Raw genomic sequence first — 22,446 nt, forward strand, 5'->3', positions numbered from 1 at the left:
CCATCCCATACCCCAGTCGCGACGTCGTCGCGCCGACGGCCGCGAGTTCGCCCCGCGGTGAACGGTTCCCTGACAGTGAGACGCCGTCGCGGCGCCCGCCCGCGGTAGCCCCCTGCTGACGGTCATAAACGCGGACATTACAAAGCGGTATACTGACTCGCGTTCTGATATGGTTGGGCTCACGGGACGAACCCCCGCCGTCGACGACCGATCGTTCGCCGGCTCGCTCGAGCCGCTCGTGCACACGGACCGTTACGAGGCCGACGTCGTCTTCGATTCGCCGGCCTGGTCGGTCGGGACGACGGCCTATCCGGAGTATCCGATCCGCATTATCGAGGACGAAGACCGCTGGGTCTGTCTCGAGGGGCGCATCTACGATCGCGACGACGAGGGCCTCGAAGCGGAACTGCTCGAGGTCGCGGAGCACGTCCTCGCGACCGACGCCGACGACGAGTTCCTGACGGAGTGGCTCCTCGAGACCGACGGCGAGTTCCTGCTGGTCGCCGCCGACAAGGACACCGGCCGGCTCGGCCTGCTCAACGATCCGCTCGGCCGGCTGCCGACCTACTACTTCCACGACGGAGAGACGTTCGTATTCTCGCGGGAGCTGCGCTATCTCATCAACGAGGCAGCGGTCGAGGACTTCGACCCGATGGGCGTTGCCCAGTGTCTCCTCTTCGGGTACTCGCTCGGCGCGCGGACGCTCGTTCAGGGGGCAAACCGACTCCGTCCCGGCACGAAGCTCACTGTCGATCCGGATCACGGCGTGATCACGGAGACCGCGCTCCACCGATTCGACTTCGGGGATCCGGCCCACGCCGATCGGAGCCAGTCGCGAAACGCCGCCGAACTCGTCGACCGGTTCGAGCAGGCGTGTCAGCAGCGCTCAGGCTGTGGCAGCCGCGACGTGATCTCGCTGAGCGGCGGCCTCGACTCTCGGTCGGTGCTGGCCGGCTACCACGCCGAGGGAATCCCGGTGACCGCGGCGACGATGGCCTCCGAGGACTTCGTTCCGCCGTCGGACGTCGATATCGCCCAGCGCCTGGCGTCGGCGCTCGACGTCGAGTGGCGCCGATACGAGGTCGGGCCGCCGAACGGTTCCGATCTGGACCGCATCATCAAGACGAAAAACGGTCAGATCGGCCTTCTGACGTCGTTCATTCTCGATTTCTTCCGACAACTGCGCGAGACGTACGACCCCGCGCTCACCTACGTCACCGGCGACGGCGGAGACAAGGTCCTTCCCGATCTGACGCCCGCGCGGTCGATCGACGACGAGGAGGGCCTGGTCGACTACGTCATCGCGGAGAACAGCTTCCTCTCGCTCGACCAGGTCGCCCAGATCACGGGGCTGTCGGCGGACGCGATTCGTCGGAGCGTGCGCGACCGGCTTCGGCTCTACCCCGAGAGCGATCCCGCGGCGAAGTACGTCCACTTCCTGCTCTACGAGCGCGGCGTCAACTTCCTGTTCGAGGGCGAGGATCGCAACCGGTTCTTCTTCTGGAGCACGACCCCGTTCTACTCGATGGACTTCTTCCGCTATGCGATGAACTGTCCGCCCGAGCAGAAGGCCAGGTACAACCTCTATCGGTCGTTCCTCGCGGACCTCGAGCCCGCCGCCGCGGAGCTGCCGCATCCGGATTACGGGGTACCCGTCGACTCCGCGCGCCACGAAGCCGCGGCGTTCGTCGACGACGTGCTTTCGCGGTACCCGCGACTGTTCGACCTGGCGCGACCGATCGTCAAGTCGATCAACGGGCTCGATACGGGCTCGCAGCTCCAGCCGGACACGGTCGACTGCATTCGCGCCCAGATCGAGCAGTGCGAGGCTGTCGACGACGTGCTCTCGTCCGACGAACTTCGCGCGTTCCTCGACTCGCACCCGGATCACGACCGGACGTCGGTCTATCGGCTCTTTACGATCACGAGCGTAATCGACGACATTCACTCCACCCAGAGCGTCCTCGAATCGCGGCGCGACGCCGTATTCGGCTGACCGATCCGATCGGGTCCGGATCCAGCCGCGGCCGGTCCGAACGGATCCGATGACTGTCCGTGACGGATGTCAAACACCAGAATCGTTAGGTCACTTTTCTGCTAACCGCGATTACCAATGGTTTGGTGACAGTTTTGGATACGATAGTATCGTTTATCTCGCACCGAATCCGGGCGGAGAGATGAATCTCCCTGGCGCCGCCCCTCGATTATGAATATAAAGAACTGTTGTTTTTCCGAATAAATAGATAACAGTTTAATAACGATACAATTATTCTCACGAAATCTTACTGATAATTGGGAAGGAAAGTTTATGGTTTGGTAGTGTTCTCTCTCAAATCGCATGGCACGCGACGAACCGGTACGGGACGCCGATAGTCCCGGCAAGACGACTAGTAACGACGAACGCGGTCTACTCGACCGACGGTCGTACCTGAAATTAGCCGGCGCGGCGGCGATCACCGCAGGCGCCGGCGCGGGCGCCGCGAACGCGGCCGGGGGCGACTACGAGGTCATCGAGGCCCGCGGCCAGACGATCCGGATCAGTTCGGGCGAGACCTGGGAGAACAAACTCATCGAACTCGGGAACGGCAACACGATCACGATCATCGCCAAGGGTACCGACTGGACGATCCGGAATATCGGGTTCCGCGGGACCCTCGGCGCAACCGGCACGGCGCCGAACAGCGGCACCGTCTTCGGCATCGCCGACACCGGCGACGGCACCTCCACGCTGGAGAACATCTTCTGGGAGCGCGGTAATCCGAGTCGACCGTCGAACGAGCGCCCCCTGTTGATGTGGGTCGACCCCGATCACAGCGGCCACCTCGACGTCCGCAACGTCAACTTCGGCCACGCCGGCTGTAACGGGATCTACGGCTCCGCCCCCGCGTACAACGGCAACGGCGGCACTGTCCACATCGACGGTTGTTACACCTACGACAACCACCACACGGGCCTTCGGATCGGCGATAACGGCTCCAAGATCACCAATTCCGTCGTCTACAAGAGCGGGTCCAGATCCGCGAGCCGCGGTATCTGGGTCTGGGCGGGCAACTACGGCAGCGGGGCCACGATCGAGAACACCCACGTCATCACCAACGGCGCCGGCAGCGGGATCGCCAGGCGGAACGGCCCGTCGATCGACATGGACGGCGTCTACACCGACGACGGTTCCGGGACCGACGGTAGCCCCGAGCACTTCGTGCCCGACGGATGCCCCGAGAGCGCCGAGGAGGCGGCGAGCGGCGGATCATCGAGTCCGGAGGGGGGTGATGAACGCGAGGAAAATTTTCCAGCTAACACGCTGACGATCACCGGGACCGGTGATCCGACGGAGTACTACGTCGAGACCACCGACGAACTCGTCGCCGATCCCGACGCCGGTGAGCTCGAGACCCACGACGAGATCGACGGGACGAGCGCGACCGGCTGGGTGACGACGTCCTCGAACGTCGACCAGTTCCTGTTCGACGGCGACCTCCACGAGGTCGCGTTCGCCCAGGGATCGGCCCGCGTCGAGGTCAACGGCGAGGAAATCGACCCCGACGAGTACAACGGCGACGACCCCGACCTCGAGAACACGCTGCTGGTCGACGGCGTCGGGACGTCCGGCAGCACGCGCTACGAGTTCACGGCCTCCGGGGCGGTCGAAAAGGCGACAGTCGAGGGCGCGTCGATCGACGACGAGGACGCCGTCGACGGCGGTCACGTCACGGGCGCCGTCGCCAGCTGGCGCGACGGCTTCCGGTTCGGCGGTGACCTCGAAGAACTCACCGTCGACGGCGGCGCGACCATCTTCGTCAACGGTGAGCGGGTCGATCCCGCCGACTACGGCGAGGAACGGCCCCACGTGCTGACGCTGGTCGGCAACGGGACGACGGCGAACTACGAGATCACCGTCGACGGCGCGATCGAGACGGTCGACGGCGACGAGTCCGCGGACGCCGCCACGATCGTCGACGAGCACACGGTCGAAGGATCGATCGAGCGCGGCGCCCAGCGGTTCCGCTTCTCCGGGGCCCTCACCGACGTCACCTTCCTCGACGGCTCGGCCCACGTCTACCTCGACGACCGGCGGATCGACCCCGACGAGTACGGCGATCAGGAACTGCTCCCCAACGCGATCGTGATCGACGGCACCGACACCGACGGCGAGACGAGCTACGAGTTCGCCGTCGACGGCGAAGTCATCACGTCGAGCTACCGCGACGCCTCGGTCGACGGCGACGACGAGATCGACGGTCGCTCGGTCAGCGGCAGCGTCGACGACGAACTGGACGCCTACTGGTTCGACGGCGACATCACCGACTTCCGGCTACACGGCGCCGCGAGCGTCGACGTCGAGTACAACGCCCGGAGCAACTGAACCGAGCCGACGGTTTTCCAATTCGATCGACCGGTCGCCTGGTGGCGTTGTGATCTCGGCTTTGCACGGATCGTTCAGCGGGTATGGCCCGTGAAACGGAGGGTACGCGGTCGATTACAATGACTGTCTTCGGTCTGAGACAGTTAGTGACAATGCCTTCGTCGCCGCGTCCTCGTCGATCGAATCGCCCGTCGACCGAACGGAGTGGGGAGTGCCGATCCACCTGCTTGCCCTCCCGACGGCTCCCGTCGAACGCTGCGGACGGTGCCTCGCGCTCGAAACCGTCGCTGTCGGCCCCCGGTCGGTGAGCATGTCGGTTACCGACCGGATCGTCAAGGGGTTCAAAGCGACGTTCGGCGCGCGGATCACGAGCAACGTCGCCAACGGGCTGTTGATGCTCGTGCTCGCGCGCCTGCTGCTAACCCCCGACGAGTACGGGCTGTTGTTCCTGGTCATCTCGATCGTCGCCGTCGCGCAACTCGGCGCCGACCTCGGCATCGCCCGCTCGGCCGCGCGGTACGTCTCCGAACGGAAGGAGTCCGAGCCGTCGACGATTCCCTTCATCCTGCGGACGTCGCTGCGCTACCGCCTGGTCCTCATCGGCATCGTCGGCGTCGGACTCGCGCTGGGCCGGGACCGCATCGCGGACGTGCTCGGCGAGCCGGCGCTCTCGCCGCTGTTGCTCGTCGGGGCGCTCTACCTCGCGGTCCAGTCGATCTACGCCTACTACCTGGCGCTCTTCCAGGGCTTCAATCGCGTCGACCTGAGCGCGACCATCGAAGTCGTCAACAACGTCGTCCGCCTGGCGTTCGTCGTCGGCCTGGCGGCGCTCGGCCTGGGGGTCGCCGGTGCGCTGTTCGGCTACGTCGTCGGCGCCGCCCTCGGGGTGGCCGTCGGCTCGGTCCTGTTCTACCGCCGCTACAAGAGCTACGAGGACGGCGGCGGCGATCGGTCGCTGCGCAACCGCATTCTGAAGTACAGCGTCCCGCTGACGGCGACCCACGGCGCGAGCGTCATCGACCAGCGCGTCGACACCGTTCTGGTCGCGTACTTCGTCAACCCGGTGGCGGTCAGCTACTACGTCCTCGGGAAGCAACTCTCCGAGTTCATCATGGTGCCGGCGAGTTCGCTCGGGTTCTCCGTCTCGCCGACCTACGGCGAACAGAAGGCCAACGAGGCGCTCGATCGGGCGGCCCGAATCTACGAGACGACCCTGCAGTACGTCTTCCTCCTGTACATCCCGGCCGCGGTCGGCATCCTCCTCGTCGCGGAGCCGGCGATCGAACTCATCTTCGGTTCCGCGTATGCCGGCGCGGGCCCCGTCCTGCAGGTGTTCGGCATCTACGTCGTCTTTCAGGCCGTGACGAAGGTGACGACCAACGGGCTCGACTACCTGGGTCGCGCGAACGCGCGTGCGGTCGCCAAGGGGACGACCTCGGTCGCCAACGCCGGCCTCAACGTCCTCCTGATCCCGCTGTACGGCGCGACCGGCGCGGCCGCCGCGACGGTCATCACCTTCGGCACCTACACGCTGGCCAACTGCTACGTCATGCACCGCGAACTCTCGCTCGACCTCGTCCGGATCGCTCGCTCGCTTTGCCTGGCGAGCGCCATCGCGGGCGGGATGGGTCTCGCGGTGGTGGTCCTGGTTCCGTACGCGTCGACCATTCCGTCGCTGGCCGGCGTGATCGCCGTCGGCGTGGCCGTCTGGGGCGCGTTGGCGACGCTGAGCGGGCTGGTGGATCCGCGAGAGACGATCGCGACGCTGACGTGAGTCGGCGTCGCGCGGAGCGTCCGCGGAGGGACTTCCGGACCGTGTTCAGATGATCCAGACGCCGGTTTCGGGCCCTGAATCGGGTAAAACGAAGTCGAGACGGATCGGGCGGATCGAAACGCCGAGTACTCGTTACTGATTGCGCGCGTTGTACTGGACGTCGACCGCTGCGGTCCCGCGCAGCCGGAAGTCGGTGATGTCGCCGTCGAACCAGTAGGCGTCGAGCCAGTTTCCGACGGTCCCGCGAACGGCGCGGTCTTCGACGACGTCCTCGTCGTCGATCGAGGCGTCACGGTAGTCCGACTGGACGACCGTCCCGTCGACCTCGAAGGAGTACGCGGTCGGGCCGTCGGCCTCGGTGCCGTCGATCACGATCGCGTGGGGGAGCAGTTCGTGGTCGCCGTACTCGCTGGGATCGATCTCCTCGCCGTCGAGCGTGACGTCCGCGTCGCCGTCGGTGAACGTCACGTCCGTCAGCGCGCCGGAGAACCGGAACGTCTGGGTCCCGTCGGTGATCGAACTCTGGACGGTCGTTCCGGAGACGGTCGTCGCCTCCGTCGCGGCCGCTTCGTCCGACGCGAGTTCGATCGTGCCGTCGACCGTGATCTCGTAGCTCGTCGGCGTGCCCCGTCCTGCGATTTCGAGGACGTTGGGCAACTCTGCGCCGTAGTCGGCGGGGTCGACTTCCTCGCCGTTGACGAGCACCGAGCCGGGCCCGTCGACGGTGAGTTCTTCGAGGTCGCCGCTGAACCGGAAGGCGTCCATCCAGTCCGCAACGCTTCCGGCGACGGTGCCGCCGTCGATGGCGTCCTCGTCGTCGATCGACGCGCCCTCGTCGTTCGAGTGTTCGACCTCGCCGTCGACGGCGAACTCGTAGCGGGTCGCGTCCGACGTGCTGCCGTCGACGAGGAGAAGGTTCGGGAGGTGTTCGCTCTCGTCCTCATCTTCTTCGTCCGCCTGGCTCCCGCCGTTGTCGCTCTTACCGCCCGCGGCGGCCTCTTCGGCGGAGGTCGGCACGCCCTCGGGGATCGAGAGATCGGGATCGTTCGAGACGTCGTCGGCCAGGCTGACCGTCGATCCGCTCGCGCGCTGGATCTGACCGCTGATCCCGCCGCTCTGGAAGTCGACGCTGCCAGGCGAACCGTTCGCGCCGGCCACAAGCGCATACGAGTACGGCCCGTCGGCGAACTGCGAGTCGCGGATCGTCACGGTGCCGCCGTTCCAGACCCAGACTGGGCGACCGCTGGTCTCGCCGTAGCCGCCGTAGCCGGAGCCGTAGTTGGTGTTGTCGTTGTAGGCGACGCAGTTGACGATCTCGTCGGCCGCGCTGCCACACCGGAAGGTGGAGACGCCGTTGTTCTTGCCGAAGCAGTTTTCGAAGCGGACGCTGCCGCCGTAGGGCGTATTGGAACAGTAGAAGCCGTTGTTCGGGTATCCCTGTACGTTGCAGTTCCGGAAGGTGATGTCGGCTTCGCTGCCGCGGTGCATGAAAACGCCACCAGGGCCGTGGACGAAGCTCGAGCCTTCCTTCGTCGCGCCGTCGCCGAGGTAGACGTTCTCGACGAGAATATCGCCTTGGCCGGCCTTGATCGAAATCATGAACTGGTCGCCGCGGTACAGTCCTTTAAAACCGATGTTGCGGATGACCGAATTCGCGCCCTCGACGTAGATCAGGAAATTTCCGCCGGTCGTCAGGTCGATCAGTTTGTTCTCGTACGTCTCGCCGCGGCCGACTCTGACCGTTTGACCGCGGGCCTTGACGACCTCGTAGTCGTCGCCGGCGGCGCTCGCGGCTCCCGTCAGCGTCGCCGCCGCCGTCGTCGCGCCGGCGAGTTTCATGTACGATCGCCGGTTGAGTAAATCAGTATTACCGTCGTTGCTACCGTCGTCAACCGCCTCCTCGTTGTCAGCGGCGGTCGACTCGTCATCCAGTATCGAAGGGTCGCGTGCCATGCAATACGGGTAATCTGCTACTACCGGCATAAACTTTCTCCATTTCCATACCTAAAATTTACAGACAGTAGATATTATCTGTACGATTTACACATGAATGTCTGAATATGACCGCATGAATTATACGGCCGAAATACACCGGACCTTCCGTTTGTAAGTGTCTATTACTCGCTAATTGGCGGCGAACGCTGGTCTCGATCCGTCGGAAATTAGCTCGTTTCGCCGGTAATAGAGTATTACCTGTAGCTGAACGTCATCTCGCCGTCGCCTCGATTCGGTGGCCCAACAGCTGCACGTCTCGGATCGAAATCGTCCAGTTGCCCGTGGTGGGCCGTTGTTCTCCGAGAGCACACCGGCTCCCGACGCAAATCGCGCGTGCACGAGACGGGAGATCAGAGCGGGAACGGACTGAAAACAGACTGAAAACGGACTGAAAATGGATCGAAAACGGACCGACAATAGAGGCGTCGGGGCGGAGGGCCGCGTCAACGGGGAGGGGCGAAATCGGTTCGCGGCGGAACCGACGTCAGCGGGGTGTCGCGTGGTGAGTGGAGGTGGGTCAGTGCGTCAGGGGGACCGCGGCAGGTCGCGTCGCGCCAGGCGGGGGAGACGAGCGGACGGGGAGGGGACGTCAGTGCGGCTCAGTTCCCGGCGCCCGAGGCGGCTTCTTCGGCGGAGGTCGGCGTGCCCTCGGGGATGAAGGCTTCGGGGTTGGTGCCGACGTCGTCGCCGAGCTGGACTGACGAGCCCGCGTGTTCGGCGATGTCGGCCTGGTCGTCGTAGTCGGAGTCCTTGACGACGACCTCGGTCGGGTTACCGTTCGCGCCGGCGTCGATGGCGGTGTTCTGGCCGTTCATCTGAATCTGGCAGCCCTCGATCTCGATCGTGCCGGGGGCCCAGGCCCAGATACCGCGGCCGGCGTAGCCCTCGCTGCCGTCGACGTAGACGCTGGAGTTGGTCACCTTGCTGCCCTCGGTAGCCAGTCGGAAGTGAGAGACGTAACAGTTCGCGGCGAAGCAGCTGTCGATGTGGATCGTACCGCCGCCCTTGTTCCCGGGCGCGGAGCCGTAGATCGCGTTGTCCGCGAAGTTCTGGATGTTGACGTTCTTGAAGTCGATGTGACCGCTGTGGTCCGGGGCGACCCAGAAGGCGGTCTGGCCGTGCCCGTTGGGGTTGCCGTTACCCGTGCTCGAGCCGTCACCGAGGTAGACGTTTTCGACGGTGCTCGTTTCGCCGCCAGTGTCGGAGATGCCGAAGGTGGCCGTGCCGGTGCCGGAGGTGTTCTCGCCTTTGAATCCGACGTTCCGGATCGTCCAGCCGCTCCCGTGAGCGGTGATGATGATGTCCTGGCCGGTCGTCATGTCGATGAGCTTGTTCTCCCAGGTCTCACCGGAGTCGACGGTGATCGTCTGCCCTTCGGCTTCGATAACCTCGTAGTCGTCCTGGGCCGCAGCGGCACCGGCCCCGCCGAGTGCGGTCGTCGCGGTCGCCACCGCGGCGAGCGAGCGCACGTAGTTTCGGCGAGTTAATCCGGTGTTACGGCCTGTAGTCGGAGTAGATTCCGTCTCGGACGTACGGGGATTCTGCGCCATACATGTCCGTAACTCCGCCTTACGCCCATAAACTTTTTCTTGTCATCATGGCTTAAATTTACAGACTATATTTCTAACACTAGGAAGAGAGCCACAATCTACCGGGAATAAGCCACGAATATACGAATGACTGGAACAATGATACCGGCGCTCGTAACCGCTTCTTAGACGAGGAAATACGATACTGTCGGCTCGAAATCGTGGTTTCCGAGCGGAATCGGACGGTCGACGGCGAGCGACGGCCCCGCGGAAGACCGTACCGTTTCGCCGGCCCATGATCGTATTTCTCGGCCCGTAATAGCCTATTACCGGCCGTTTTGCGGCTCGACAGCGGTTCTTCGGTTACTGACGAGCAGCGAGGACGGGTTCGACCGACGAAGCGGTGATCCGCCGATCCGACCCGACGATCGTGATCGAGGTGCAGCGAGGTGTCCGCTCGGTGCGGACGCTCGCGGGTTCGGCTCGCGATCACCGGTCTGCTCGCGCGCCGTTACGCGCGCGATGATCCATTATGTCGTCCGGTCGGTGTACCAGGCGAACCTGCAGGGCGATCAGAACGGCGAGCGCATCGAGTTCCGTCCCCGCGTCCGGCCCGGCTCCCGGCGGCCCGAGACGATCGGCGACCGGCGGGTCGCTACGATTCGCTGCTGATCGCGTACATCTCGAACTCGTCGTTCGAGACGACCTTGTTCGTCCCCGGATCGGCGTCGAGGCCCCGCAGTGCGGCGTTGCTGTAGCGGAGTTCCTCGTAGACGCCGACCTCCTTCGTCCTGTCCCACTCCGTCATGACGAAGTAGTACTCGTCGGTCGGATAGGCCCCGCTGTAGTTGCCGTCGTTGAATTCGTCGCGGTCGACAGTCCCGGTCGACGCCGAGGCGCCGCTGATCCCGTTGCCCGGCAGTCCGTTGAGCCCGTGATCGTACCGGTAGGGATCGTATCCCATCCCGGCGTAGGGCACGCCGTCGGCCTGGTGCTCGAAGCCGTCCTCGTAGCCGCTCATCATCTGCGGGGTGACGTGCTGGCCCGGATTGTAGATCAGCGGCGACGTGAACACCGTCATCAGCCCGAGGATGAGACAGATCCCGACCACCAGCGCCGTGACCGCGTTCGCGCCGGACGGCGAAATCGCGCTCGAGAGCCCGCCCGCGAACTGCGCGAGGGCGATCCCGGCCAGGATCGTCAACAGTACGTAGATGAACCCGACCTGGCGAAACGCCATGGTCGGCGTCCCGACGAAGTAGACCGCGAACATCCCGCCCAGCGGGACCAACGCGAGCGCGAAGTAGTTGACGAAGGACGTGGTCTCGCGGTCGAGGCTCGACCGGCCGAGCCAGACGAGCAGGACGAAGACGGCGACGACCAAGCCGATGATCGCCGCGTCGAGGAAGAGTTTGACGAACAGTTCGGCCAGACTTCCGCCGATCTCGGTCAGCGACCCCCCGCGCTGGTCGACCTCGGTCCCGGCGCCGACGTCCTGAGCGACCAGGCCGGTGAGGAGGCCGCTGAAGGCGTCCCGGAACCGTTCGTTGCCGAGCGCCCAGAGCCCGAACAGGCCCCCGAGCGAGAGCGTGTGCGCGTACGTCGTCGGATGCTCGAGCATGGGGTGGTCGTCGAAGCGCCGGCGGGCGAGGTACTGGATCCCGCTGATCGCGCCGACGAGAACGACGATGTTGAACATCTGCTGGGGGTGGACGAACAGGAGCGCCAGACCGGTCAGGAAGAGCAGGGCACTGAACGGCGAGAGGCCAAACGGGAGCCGTTCGATCGTCGCCCGCCGGTGGAGGTAGGCGACGATCGCGAAGAGCACGGGCGGGACGAGAAACAGCGCGTTCGAGTTGGTGTGGACGCCCATGTGCGTCGCGATGTTGTTGACCGGCAGCACCATCCAGGAGACGATCGCGGCCAGGCCGACCGCCGGGCCGCTCCCGGCCATGTCGCGGACGACCAGCGGGACGAAAATCACGAACGGAGCGAAGAGGACGACCATGCCGATCAACAGCCCGCGCTCGATCGGCACGCCGCCGACGAAGTACAGGACCGTCGCGATGGTGTGGAGACCGGGGTAGAACAGCTCGTGGGGCGCGGTCACGCCGGTGACGATATCCCGCGTCCAGCCCAGGTGGGTGAGCGCGTCGCCCATCCCGGCGAAGTGGTAGTTTCGGACGACGGGCAGGCTCACGGTGGCCGTGACCGTCAGCCCGCCGAGGGCGATGCCGAGCCCCTGAAGGCGACCGCGGCAGGTGAGGCTGGTGCCGACCGCGATCGCCAGCGCGAGCGCGAACCCGGCCCAGGTGACTAGCGGCGTCCCCGCGAAGACCGAGGACTCGTAGGTCGTCGCCGGATTCGCTCTCGCCACGAGGATCCCGGCCGCAACCGCGAGGAACCCGACCGCCATCGTCGCGTCGAGCGTGGATCGTCTCATGCGTTCTCACCGGGCTCGCCCGGGCCAGTCTCCGTACGCATACGTTGCTCGTCTCGTCGGTCCTGTCGGGGTTTGTTATACGGCTCTTACCCGCGAACTCGATGCGCAGCGGTAGCACGGCCGTCTCAGTCCCGTAGCGCGCAGCCGTTTCGCTCGCCGTCACCGACCGTCGAACGGCCGACGGTATGCGGTCCCTGCGGTCCGTTGATCGGCCGTTGCCGCTCGGCTACGGATCGCTTTCTCGATTTCCGAACGATCAACGGTTCTGATGGTTTTTGTAGGCGGTCGTGATGCGATCGGCCGACGACCGTCCACGTTACTATGTCATCGATCATCATCGACGAACTCTCCGCCGCCGACGGGACCCTCGAGTGCTCGGTCCGGACGTCCGCCGACCTCGAGCGGTTCTTCACCGACGAACCGTTCCGAACCAGCTACGACGTGTCGATCGCGGACGTCCCCGACGGGGTGCTCGCGATCCCCGTCCTGGCGCAGATCTGCCCGGTCGCCTGGGCTAACGGGGCCGACATCTACGTCGACGAGGTCGACGCCACCTTCGCCCGCGCGCTCGAGGACGTTCGGGAGTCGCTGTGCGAGATGCACGACTTCCTCGAGGGCGGGACGCTCTACGCGAAGCGGACGATCGAGCCCGACCCCGAGACGACCGACGAGAGCGGGCTGCTGTTTACCGGCGGCGTCGACTCGACGTGTTCGTACGTCCGCCACCGCGAGGAGGACCCGACGCTGATCAGCATCCGCGGGTGGACGGTCACCCCCGACCCGTCCGACGACGAGAAGTGGGACGTCCTCCGCGATCGCATCTCGGGGTTCGCCGACGACCGCGGGCTCGAGACCGCCTTCGTCGAGTCGAACATGCTCTCGTTTCTCGACCACCCCATGCTGCTGGCCCACTACAAGCGCTACGTCGACGGCGGCTGGTACAGCTCCGTCGGCCACGGCCTGGGCCTGCTCGGTCTCTGCGCGCCGATGGCCTACGCCCGCGGGATGGACGACCTCTACGTCGCCGCGACCCACTGGGACGGCATCGACCTCGAGTGGGGCTCCCGTCCCGACGTCGACGAGCGCGTCCGCTGGGCCGGTACGCGGTGTCACCACGACGCCTACGAGCTCACCCGCCAGGAGCGGATCGACGCCATCGCCGACTACGTCCGCGACGAGGAGTCCGCCCTCCAACTCCAGACCTGCAACGACCGGATGGACGGCAACTGCGGCGAGTGCGAGAAGTGCTACCGGACCGCCGTCGGCCTCCGCCTGGAGGGCCTCGACCCGTCGGACCACGGCTACCCGTTTACGGACGCCGACTACCACGAGCTCCGCGCCGCGCTCGAACGCGGCGACTGGGTCCTCGGCGAGGACGAGTACCACATGTGGGCGGACATCCGCGAGCGCGTCCGCGAGACGGAGCCGGCGACCCCGGCCGAGCGGGCCTTCTTCGAGTGGCTCGACGACGCGGATCTGGATGGCCTGGTCTCGGCGTCAGAGCCACCGCTAACCCACCGGCTCTTCTGGGTCGGTGCGAGAAACGCGCCGAACACCGTCTACAACGCGGTCTATCCGGCCTGGACGGCGGCGAAGGCCGGACTTCGACTCGTCCGATCCGATCGATAGCGAGTTCGAGACACGGTTCTGCGCTCTGCTTCCACTTCTCCCGTCCGTCGACGCCACAGTCGCTCACTCGGCCGTAGCCGATCGCGCGGCGATCGGATCGATGGCTGGTCAGACGCGGGCGACGCTCCCGAGCGGGTAACGAGCAACGGAGAATCGAACTCACGGTCACAGTCACGGTTACCGGTCACCCGGATACACCCCCTCCACGGACGCTCCGCGCCCTGTGAGCACTCAATACCGTCGGTCCGCCAGGAATCGTCCGCCGTTCACTCCATGTAGCCGAGGCCCTTCAGCCGGTCCTCTACGTCGTCGAAGTCCTCGTCGACCTCTTCGTCGCTCCGGGTCTTGGTCACCGTCGTGCGGTCGACCTTCGTCATCGCGGGCGTGGCCTCCTCGGCGAAGGCGTCGAACAGTACCCGCCCGTCGGCGTTCTCCGGAACCGGCTCGCCGATACCGTGCAGCAGCGTCGGCGCGACGTCGACCACGCGGGCGCCGCGAAGCGTCGCGCCGGCGTCGATCGACGGGCCGCGACAGAGGACGATCCCCTCGCTGCGGTGGCTCGCGTCGTAGGGCTCGGTGTCGCCGAGGACCTCCTCCGCGACCGTACTGCGCGCCTCGTAGGTCCCCTGTCCGGTGACGACCAGGTCCGGCGACTCCTCGTCGGTAGGGAACAGTTCGTCGCCGTCGTGGACCTCGAGCAGCGGCTCGCCGTCGGCGTCGGTCGCCGACTCCAGAGCGGCGGTGATGTCGGCTTTCAGCTCCGGAATCTCGGCCGGCGAGACGACGCCGTCGTCGAAGCGATCGGTGTCGTTGATGTAACAGTTGCCCGTGTCGTGGATGAACGCGACGGTGCGGTCGAAGTCGACGTCGTAGAGGGCGTGGTCGCCGGGAATCTGTTCGGCGACGGAGTCGACCAGGCGCCGAGGGAGCGACCGGACGAGCGTCTCCTCGGTGATCCCGACGCGATTGAGCGCGCCGGTGATGGAGTCCTTGGAGATGCCGAGGCTCGCGAGCGCGCCGCGGGTGCCGTCGTCCTCGCGCCGGAAGAGGTAGCCCTCGTTCTCGAGGATGCGGTTGACGTAGACCAGCTCCTCGATCGGGCCGAAGCCGTGGTCGGAGACGACGTAGAGGTCCGCGTCGTGGTCGTCCGTGTACTCGATGACCTCGCCGAGGATCGCGTCGAGTTTCTTGTAGTGGGCGAGCAGCCGGTCCTCGTCCCAGATGAGGTGCTGGAAGCGGTCCGGTGCGGTGAAGACGAAGAAGAACAGCTGCCAGTCGTCGCCGGCCCGGTCCATCTGGACTTGCAACAGTTCGCGGCGCTTCGCGAGCATCTCGTCGACGGCTACCTCGAAGTCGTCCAACCGGTCCGCATACTCGGGATAGTCGAGGCTAATCTCGTAGTCGGGAATCCGCGAATCGATCTCGTCCTGGAGATCGGGCGGATGGGCGAACTCTCGGTCGGTCGAGGGCGTCATCATGCCCGTGACCATCGAGCCGTCAACCTCGGTGGCGGGATAAGTCATCGGGACATTCCCGACGTGGGCCGGGCCGAGTTGCTCCCAGAGGGCCGGCTGCTGGAGATCCCGGCTCGTGTACATCTCGTGACTGTATTCCGAAGAGAGGTTCTGGAAGCCGTAGATTCCGTGCTTATCCGGCCACACCCCGGTGGCGATCGACGGCCAGGCGAGTGGCGTCGTCGGCGGGCGAGTGCTCTCGAGTGTTCCGGACGCGCCCTCCTCGCGCATCCGGGCGAAGTTAGGGAGTTCGCCCTCGTCGCTCCATTGCTCGATGAGTCTCCACGGCACGCCGTCGAGTCCGAGCACGAACGCTCGCTCGGAGGGGGTTGTAGATCCGCTCATGATTACGTAGGTGAGACGTCGAAGACGCCTACTGTCCTGCAGGTCGCCCGACGGAGGCTTTGTTATAGAGATGTTTCACGCGGTTCCCGGGCCGGGTCGCACCTGTTCGGTCGGGTTAACCCGTCGGTCGGTCCCGCCGGGACCGCAAGCGGGCGGTAGCCGGCCGTGAACCCGTCGCTTCTCGCCGTCGAGTCTCTCAGGTGATCCATAACAAAGTCATCCCAGAAGGACCGTCCCGATATGAAACGCATTCAACCGTGGTGGGATCTGTGGGCAGCGTCGTAATCTCCCTCGACGCCGAGCTCGGTTGGGGCTTTCACGACCTGGCCGACCCGCCCGCCGAACGGGTCGAAGCGGGCCGTCGCGGCTGGTCGGTCATGGTCGAACTGCTCGAGGAGTTCGACGTCCCGGCAACGTGGGCGATCGTCGGCCACCTCATGCTCGACGATTGCGACGGGACCCACGCCGAGCATCCGGCGCCGGACGGCTGGTTCGAACGCGAGCGAACCGAGTGGGCGGATCGCGACGATCTCCGGTTCGGACCCGACCTGGTGTCGGACGTCCTCGAATCGGACGTCGACCACGAGTTCGCCAGCCACTCGTTCTCGCACGTGCTGTTCGGCCGGCCGGAGACGGACCACGAACTCGCCGTCGCCGAACTCGATCGCTGTCACGAGATCGCGGACGCCTGGGACCAGTCGATCAGCTCCTTCATCTATCCGCGCAACGACGTCGGGCACCGCGACGTCCTCGCCGAGCAAGGGATCGCGGCCTATCGCGGGAAGTCGCCGACTCGTGACGGCGTTCGCGGCGTGTTCGATTCGACGATCCGGGACCAGTCGATGCTGGTCGAACCGTCCGTCGACGAGTACGGCCTGGTCAACGTGCCGGCCTCGATGTTCCTGTTCGGATTCGAGGGTCCGGCGCGGACGGTCGCCGAGTCGATCTGGGAGGATCCGATGGTCGTGCTGGCCCGTCGCGGGATCGAGGAGGCGGCGCGGACGGACGGGATCTTTCACATGTGGCTCCACCCGAATAACCTGACCCACGAGCGAGACGACCGGCGGATGCGAGCGATCCTGTCGCATCTAGAGCGCCAGCGGACGGCGACGGACCTCACCGTCGAGACGCTGGCCGACGTCGCAGAGCGAGTCGCGGGAGCATCGTGTCTCGACGAGCGGGCGACGGTCAGCTGGAGCTAACGGCCGATCGAAATCACCGGAATCAGCCGAAGGGATCCGCTACTCGCCCGAACGAGACGGTACGGCGACGATAACAAAGCACGCAGCCGACCCGTTCTCGGGCAGATGGCACCAGCGTTTCTGAATCGATTGACCGACTCGAGCGCGCTCTCGCTCGGCGTGCTCGGCGTCGGAAACATCGGCATGGTACACCTGAAGTCGGCGGTCGCGATGCCCGACGTCGAGGTCGTCGCCGCCGCCGACGCCGTCCCCGAGAACCGCCAGCGAACCGAACGGGCCGGCGTCCCCCGAACGTACGACGACTACGCGGCGCTGCTCGACGCCGAGGACCTGGACGCGGCGGTCGTCGCCCTCCCGCCGTTTCTCCACGCCGAGGCCGTCGAACGGGCCGCCGAGGCCGGCGTCGACGTCTTCGTCGAGAAACCGCTCGCCAGGTCGACCGAGGAGGCCGACGAACTGCTCGAGACCGCCCGCCAGGCCGACATCTCGGTCGGCGTCGATCACACGCTGCGCTACCAGCCCGATATGGTCGGCGTCAAGGAGGCCTACGACGGGGGCAGCGTCGGTCACGTCCCCTTCGCCTCGATCACCAGGCTCAATGACCATCCGCTCGGCCGGCCGCCCGCCGACGAGGCGCCGCCCGGCTGGCCGCTGGACCCCGACGCCGCGGGCGGCGGGTCGCTGGTCGAACTCGGCGTGCACTGCTTCGACGTCCTCGAGTGGCTGTTCGGCGACCTCGAGATCCGGGACGCCGCGACGGGCAAGACGATCGAGACCGACGTCGAGGACGCCGCGACCGTGCTCATGGAGGCCCCCGAGACGGGAACGACGATCACGCTCCACTGCGGCACCTATCAGTGGGAACAACTCCCCGAGGTCAACACCAGGCTGCGCCTCGAGGGCGTCACGGGAACGATCAGCAACGAGGATCACATGCCCGAGAACTTCTACGCGGGCGCGGCCAAATCCGCCCTCTCGAACGTCGCGAGCCGACTGACGAGCGACGAGCCGGCCGTCTTCGGCCCGACCTTCTACCTCCAGGCCCACTACGACGCCCTGGCCGACTTCTGCGAGGCGGTCCGCGAGGACGAGCGGCCCCCGGTCGACGGGGCGGTCGGCCGGCGCACGCTCGAACTCACCGAGCGGGCGTACGAACTGGCCGCGGCTGACGCCGACGCCGATGGGGTTGCGGACGACGAGGACGCCGACCCCGGGACGCCGGAGGTGACGCTATGAGCGCGGACGCCGACCGGATCCGCGCCGCCGGCGTCGACGCCGCCGACCGCCGCGGCGGCTGGAACCCCGACGTGGACGCTCGGATGGACGCCCTCGAATCGCCGGTCCGTGACGTGTTCGAGGCCGCCGTCGAGTCGGTCGCGGGCGCCGAGCGGATCACGGTCGTCCCCGACGCCCATTACCCGTTCCACCCCTCGTCGGGCATGGTGACCGACCCAGCCGTGGTCGGCTCGATCGTCGCCAGGCTCGAGCGACGAACCGACGCCGACGTCGCCGTCGCCGGCGCCAGCGACGAGCGGATCTCGTTCGACCGAACGGCGGCCTACCTCGGCTACGCGGACCTCCTCGAGCGGTTCGACGCGACGCTCGTCGACCTGGCGGACGACGATCGAGTCGACGAGATCTGCAACGTCGACGGCAGCCCGGTCTCGGTCTCGGTTCCGACTCGCCTGGTCGACGACGCCGTGATCCCCGTTCCCTCGCTGCGGCCGACTGAGAGCGGCCCGGTCGCGGGCGCGATGCGCACGCTCGCGTCGCTCGTCGACTGCGCCGACGAGCCCGAGCGGGTCCCGGTGGCGGCGACGCGCGCCGTCGAGCCCGCCGTCGCCGTCCTCGACGCGACGACCGCCTACGGGGGCGACCCCGTCGCCGCGGACGCGCTGTTCGCGGGCGGGGCTCCCGCCGTCGACGCCGTCGCGACCTCGCTGCTCGGCCGCTCGCTCGACGGCGATCCGGCGCTCGAGCTGGCCCGCGGGCCCGACGCGGAGCCGGTCGCCGTCGAGGGGACCGGGATCGACTTCGACCGGCTCCGGGAGCGCTTGCCCGACGGCGACGTACCGCCCGCGGACGATCCCCATCCGGCCGTCACGACCGCCTACCGCGTCTACGCGGCGGTGGCCGGCGACGCCGTCCCGCCGCAGCTCGAGGGGGGCCGATGACGGTGACGGCGACCGACTCCGAGACGCCCACGGCGGCGGTCACCGGCGCGACCGGGTTCCTCGGCACGAACCTCTGTGAACGCCTGGTCGCCGAGGGCTGGGACGTCCGCGGACTCAGCCGGCCGACCTCCGACCGAGGCGATCTCGCGGGGCTCGATATCGACTGGTACGTCGGCGACCTCTCCGACGGCGAGACGCTGCGGTCGCTCGTCGACGGGGCCGACGTCGTCTTCCACCTCGCGGGGATCGGCCTCTGGAGCGCCGGCCCCGAGACGGTCCGGGAGGTCAACCGCGACGGCACCGCGCGGGTCCTCGACGCCTGCCGCGACGTCGACGCGGGCCGGGTCGTGTTCACCAGCACGGCCGGTACGCGCCGCCCGCAGGGCGATGCCGACGTGGCGGACGAGACGGACCTCGCCGAACCCATCGGCGCCTACCAGGCGTCGAAGGCCGACGCCGAGCGCCTGGTCGACGAGTTCGCCGCCGAGGCCGAGGGCGACGCCGTCACGGTCCACCCGACCTCGATCTTCGGTCCCGGCGACGAGGAGTTCACGGCCCAGTTACTCGCGATGGGCGTCGAGCGAACGATGCCCGCCCACCTGCCAGGTGGCGCGAGCATCGTCGGCGTCGAGGACGTGGTCGACGGCATCGTGGCGGCCGCCGAGCGCGGCGCGAGCGGCGAACACTACGTCCTCGGCGGCGAGAACCTCACCTACAACTGCGCGGTTTCTCGGATCGCCGAGGCCGTCGACGGCTCGCCGGCGCGGATCCGCGTGCCCGCGACGGCCATCCGGGCCGCCGGGCCGGTCGCCGAGGCCGTCGACGCCGTCGCCGGCCGGCGGGTGTTCCCCTTCAACCGGAAGATGGCTAAGCTCGCGACCGAGCGGCTGTTCTACACCTCGCGGAAGGCGCGGGACGAACTGGGCTACGAGTACCGGCCGCTCGAGGAGCACTTGCCGGCCGCGATGGAGTGGTATCAGCAGGAAGTGCGGTAGCGGAGAACCGACGACTCGTTTCGTGGTCGGCGGTACTCTGTCGGTCCGACGCGACTCGCAGTCGTTATCGGCTTACGGGCGCGGCGGGCGGTTCTTCGGTCTCGACGGTGCGATCCGCGACTCGCTCGTAGACCGCGAGCATCCGCTCGGCCGTCCGCTCGATGCTCACCTCGCGGGCCGCCCGGCGACCGTTCGATCGCTCACCGCGTCGGAGGACGTCGATCAGTCCCCTGACCAGGCCCTCGTCGTCCGTCGCGACGCGGGACGGATCGACGCCGGCCAGGCGCTCCCGGACGTCGCCGACGTCGACGGCGACCACGGGAAGGTTACAGGCCAGGGCTTCCTTGACGGAGTTGGGCGACCCCTCGCTATCGGAGGTCAACAGGAGCGCGTCGGCGGCGTTCATGTAGTCCGGCACGGTATCGTGGGCGACGCCGTAGACGGTCCGCAAGCGGACCGGTTCGTCGAGGAGGTTGTCGACCACGGCTACAACGCGCTCGGCCCGCGGGTAGTTCTTCACCTCGCGCGCGGGCGAGTAGGGAAAGAGCACGTCGTAGCCCTCGTCCGCCTCCCAGCCGACGGTCTTTCGGGCACGGGCCTGGGGCTCCGGTCGGAACTTCGCTAAATCGACCCCGTCGGGGATCACCGTGCAGTCGCGGCCGAGCTCCGTCCGCATCTCCTCGGACATGACGACGACTTCGTCGCAGAACGGCGTGCACGCCTTACTGACCGGCGCGATGGGGCCGTGCACGTCCGATCCCCACAGCGAGAGGACGACCGGCTTGCGAAACTGGGCGAGCGCCATCGGTCCCGTCAGCCCGTAGTGAGCGTGGATCAGGTCGTAGCCGTTCCCCGCTTCCCTGACGACCTCCGGGATCGTCCGGAGGTAGTCGGCCGGGCTCCGATCGGTGTCGGCGTCGACCTCGCCGGCCACCGACACCGTCGAAAAGGAGACGCCGCGGTCCTCGAGCGCGTCCATCTGCTGGGTCATGAAGGGGGCATCGGCGTTCGTCGTAAGCGTGAGAACGTGCATCTCGCGTACGAGGGCCGACGTATCGGGGCCGTTTTGTTATCCACAGCGCAGCCCCGCCGACGCGGCGTTCAGGCTTCGTATACAGCCGTTCCCCGTCGACCAACCGACGCGCCGGCGCGGTTTTTCTTCACGTACTCGTACACGTCGATTCCATAGACGCCGGTTTCAGCCCGCGTTCCTCCGTAGTAATGCTATTACAAAGGTTCGACGACGGGTAGCCGGCATCGATGCGGATACTCGTCTTGGCGAACACGCCCGCACACGTCCACCTGTATCGACACGCCGTCGACCGCCTGGCGGCGGCGGGACACGACGTGCTCGTCCTCACCCGAGAATACGCCTGTACGACCGACCTACTCGACTTCTTCGACATGCCCTACCGGGTGTACGGCAGCCACGGAACGGACGAGTTCTCGAAAGTCCAGTTCGCCCGCGAACTGGGCGGCCAGTTCTGCACGATCGGCACCGAAGCGGTCCGGTTCGACCCCGACGTGATCTTCGGTCGAGGGCCGTACGCGGCCTACGCCGGCACGCTCACGCGGACGCCGGTCGTGCTCGTGCTCGACGACGAGCCGGGCGATTTCAATCACACCGTCTCGAAACCCTTCGCCGACTGCATCCTCTCGCCGGCGGTGACTCGCCGGAATCTCGGCGACGACCACTACACCTTCGACGGCTTCAAGGAGTGTGCCTATCTCCACCCCGAGGTGTTCGAGCCGCGCGGCGACGTCCGCGAGTACCTCGACGTCGATCCGGACGAGCCGTACGTTCTGGTTAGGTTCAACGCCCTGGACGCGCTCCACGACGCGGGTCTCGAGGGATTCCGTCCCGAGCAGCGCCGGGACCTGATCGAGCGACTGAGCGAGGCGGCGACCGTCTTCGTCTCCGACGAGGGTGGCGAGCTGAACTTGCGCGAACTCCCCGCGCGCCCCTACGACCTCCACCCCGCCCTGATCCACGACGCGATGGCCGAGGCCTCGCTGCTGGTCGCCGACACCGGCACGATGGCCACGGAGGCCGCCCTGCTCGGCACGCCCGCCTTCCGCTACCGGGGCACCGACGACCACGAGTACGGCGAGTTCCGCGAACTCGAACGCGCCGGCCTGGCGGAGCAGTTCGACGACTACGAGCCGGTCCGGGATCGGTCGCTCGAGGTTCTGGGCGACGAGGACGCGAGCGACCGGTGGCAACAGCGCCGCCGGGAGTACGTCGGTGATCTCGTGAATCTCACCGATCTGCTCGTCGACGTGGCCCGGTCCCGCGGCACGATCGACCGACTCGACGGGTCGACGAAGCGAGTGCTCCAACCGCGGTCGCAGTCGCTGTAGTCCGCGCGGTCGATTCTCGGCGCCCCGTTCCTCAGTGGCCCGTTCGTCCGCTCTCTCCGTCCTCGAGCCGTCGTTCGGAACGACACTTCAATATAATGATCAATAACGAATTACGAAACGCT

General features: G+C 66.7%; 14 protein-coding genes. 9 read left to right on the forward strand and 5 right to left on the reverse strand.

What is annotated here, in order from left to right:
* Positions 1–169: 169 nt before the first annotated feature.
* From BMY29_RS01690 to BMY29_RS01700, 3 genes are all read left to right on the forward strand, one after another.
* Complete coding sequence (locus BMY29_RS01690) at positions 170–1,996, forward strand: asparagine synthetase B family protein (protein WP_049991627.1); 1,827 nt, start codon at positions 170–172, stop codon at positions 1,994–1,996.
* 342 nt (positions 1,997–2,338) lie between these two features.
* Positions 2,339–4,363 carry a right-handed parallel beta-helix repeat-containing protein gene (locus BMY29_RS01695; protein WP_049991628.1) on the forward strand — a complete coding sequence of 675 codons (2,025 nt, stop codon included), beginning with the start codon at positions 2,339–2,341 and terminating at the stop codon, positions 4,361–4,363.
* 310 nt (positions 4,364–4,673) lie between these two features.
* Entirely contained in the window at positions 4,674–6,137 is a 1,464-nt protein-coding gene (locus BMY29_RS01700) for a flippase (protein ID WP_049991653.1), read from the forward strand.
* Between the two features lie 132 nt (positions 6,138–6,269).
* On the opposite strand, the gene BMY29_RS01705 is transcribed toward BMY29_RS01700, so the two are convergent.
* From BMY29_RS01705 to BMY29_RS01715, 3 genes are all read right to left on the reverse strand, one after another.
* On the reverse strand, positions 6,270–8,090 hold the full coding sequence (locus tag BMY29_RS01705) for a hypothetical protein (RefSeq protein ID WP_049991629.1): 1,821 nt from the start codon (positions 8,088–8,090) through the stop codon (positions 6,270–6,272).
* 641 nt (positions 8,091–8,731) lie between these two features.
* The gene (locus tag BMY29_RS01710; RefSeq protein ID WP_049991630.1) at positions 8,732–9,682 is read right to left on the reverse strand and encodes a hypothetical protein; all 951 of its coding nucleotides are present in this window, start codon (positions 9,680–9,682) and stop codon (positions 8,732–8,734) included.
* Positions 9,683–10,316: 634 nt separating this feature from the next.
* Complete coding sequence (locus BMY29_RS01715) at positions 10,317–12,104, reverse strand: hypothetical protein (RefSeq protein WP_049991631.1); 1,788 nt, start codon at positions 12,102–12,104, stop codon at positions 10,317–10,319.
* 321 nt (positions 12,105–12,425) lie between these two features.
* Between BMY29_RS01715 and BMY29_RS01720 the strand changes: the two genes are divergently transcribed.
* Complete coding sequence (locus BMY29_RS01720) at positions 12,426–13,733, forward strand: hypothetical protein (RefSeq protein ID WP_049991632.1); 1,308 nt, start codon at positions 12,426–12,428, stop codon at positions 13,731–13,733.
* 266 nt (positions 13,734–13,999) lie between these two features.
* Here BMY29_RS01720 and BMY29_RS01725 read toward each other — a convergent pair whose 3' ends face one another.
* Positions 14,000–15,592 carry an alkaline phosphatase family protein gene (locus tag BMY29_RS01725; RefSeq protein WP_049991633.1) on the reverse strand — a complete coding sequence of 531 codons (1,593 nt, stop codon included), beginning with the start codon at positions 15,590–15,592 and terminating at the stop codon, positions 14,000–14,002.
* Positions 15,593–15,861: 269 nt separating this feature from the next.
* Here BMY29_RS01725 and BMY29_RS01730 point away from each other — a divergent pair, with 269 nt between their 5' ends.
* The 4 genes from BMY29_RS01730 to BMY29_RS01745 all read left to right on the forward strand — a co-directional run bounded on the left by BMY29_RS01730 (position 15,862) and on the right by BMY29_RS01745 (position 19,963).
* Entirely contained in the window at positions 15,862–16,794 is a 933-nt protein-coding gene (locus BMY29_RS01730; RefSeq protein WP_049991634.1) for a polysaccharide deacetylase family protein, read from the forward strand.
* 105 nt (positions 16,795–16,899) lie between these two features.
* Positions 16,900–18,030, forward strand: coding sequence for a Gfo/Idh/MocA family protein (locus BMY29_RS01735; protein ID WP_049991635.1), 1,131 nt, complete (start codon positions 16,900–16,902; stop codon positions 18,028–18,030).
* Positions 18,027–18,968, forward strand: coding sequence for a DUF362 domain-containing protein (locus BMY29_RS01740; RefSeq protein WP_049991636.1), 942 nt, complete (start codon positions 18,027–18,029; stop codon positions 18,966–18,968). The genes BMY29_RS01735 and BMY29_RS01740 overlap by 4 nt, the downstream gene beginning before the upstream one ends.
* Entirely contained in the window at positions 18,965–19,963 is a 999-nt protein-coding gene (locus BMY29_RS01745) for an NAD-dependent epimerase/dehydratase family protein (protein ID WP_049991637.1), read from the forward strand. Before BMY29_RS01740 ends, BMY29_RS01745 begins: the two co-directional genes overlap by 4 nt.
* 64 nt (positions 19,964–20,027) lie before the next feature.
* On the opposite strand, the gene BMY29_RS01750 is transcribed toward BMY29_RS01745, so the two are convergent.
* Positions 20,028–20,996 (reverse strand): glycosyltransferase, encoded by a 969-nt coding sequence (locus tag BMY29_RS01750; protein WP_049991638.1) that lies wholly within the window; start codon positions 20,994–20,996, stop codon positions 20,028–20,030.
* 227 nt (positions 20,997–21,223) lie between these two features.
* On the opposite strand from BMY29_RS01750, the gene BMY29_RS01755 reads away from it, so the two are divergent.
* Positions 21,224–22,324, forward strand: a complete 1,101-nt coding sequence (locus BMY29_RS01755; RefSeq protein WP_049991639.1) for a DUF354 domain-containing protein — start codon at positions 21,224–21,226, stop codon at positions 22,322–22,324.
* The last annotated feature ends 122 nt before the right edge of the window (positions 22,325–22,446 follow it).

The organism is Natrinema salifodinae (assembly GCF_900110455.1).
Classification (GTDB): domain Archaea; phylum Halobacteriota; class Halobacteria; order Halobacteriales; family Natrialbaceae; genus Natrinema; species Natrinema salifodinae.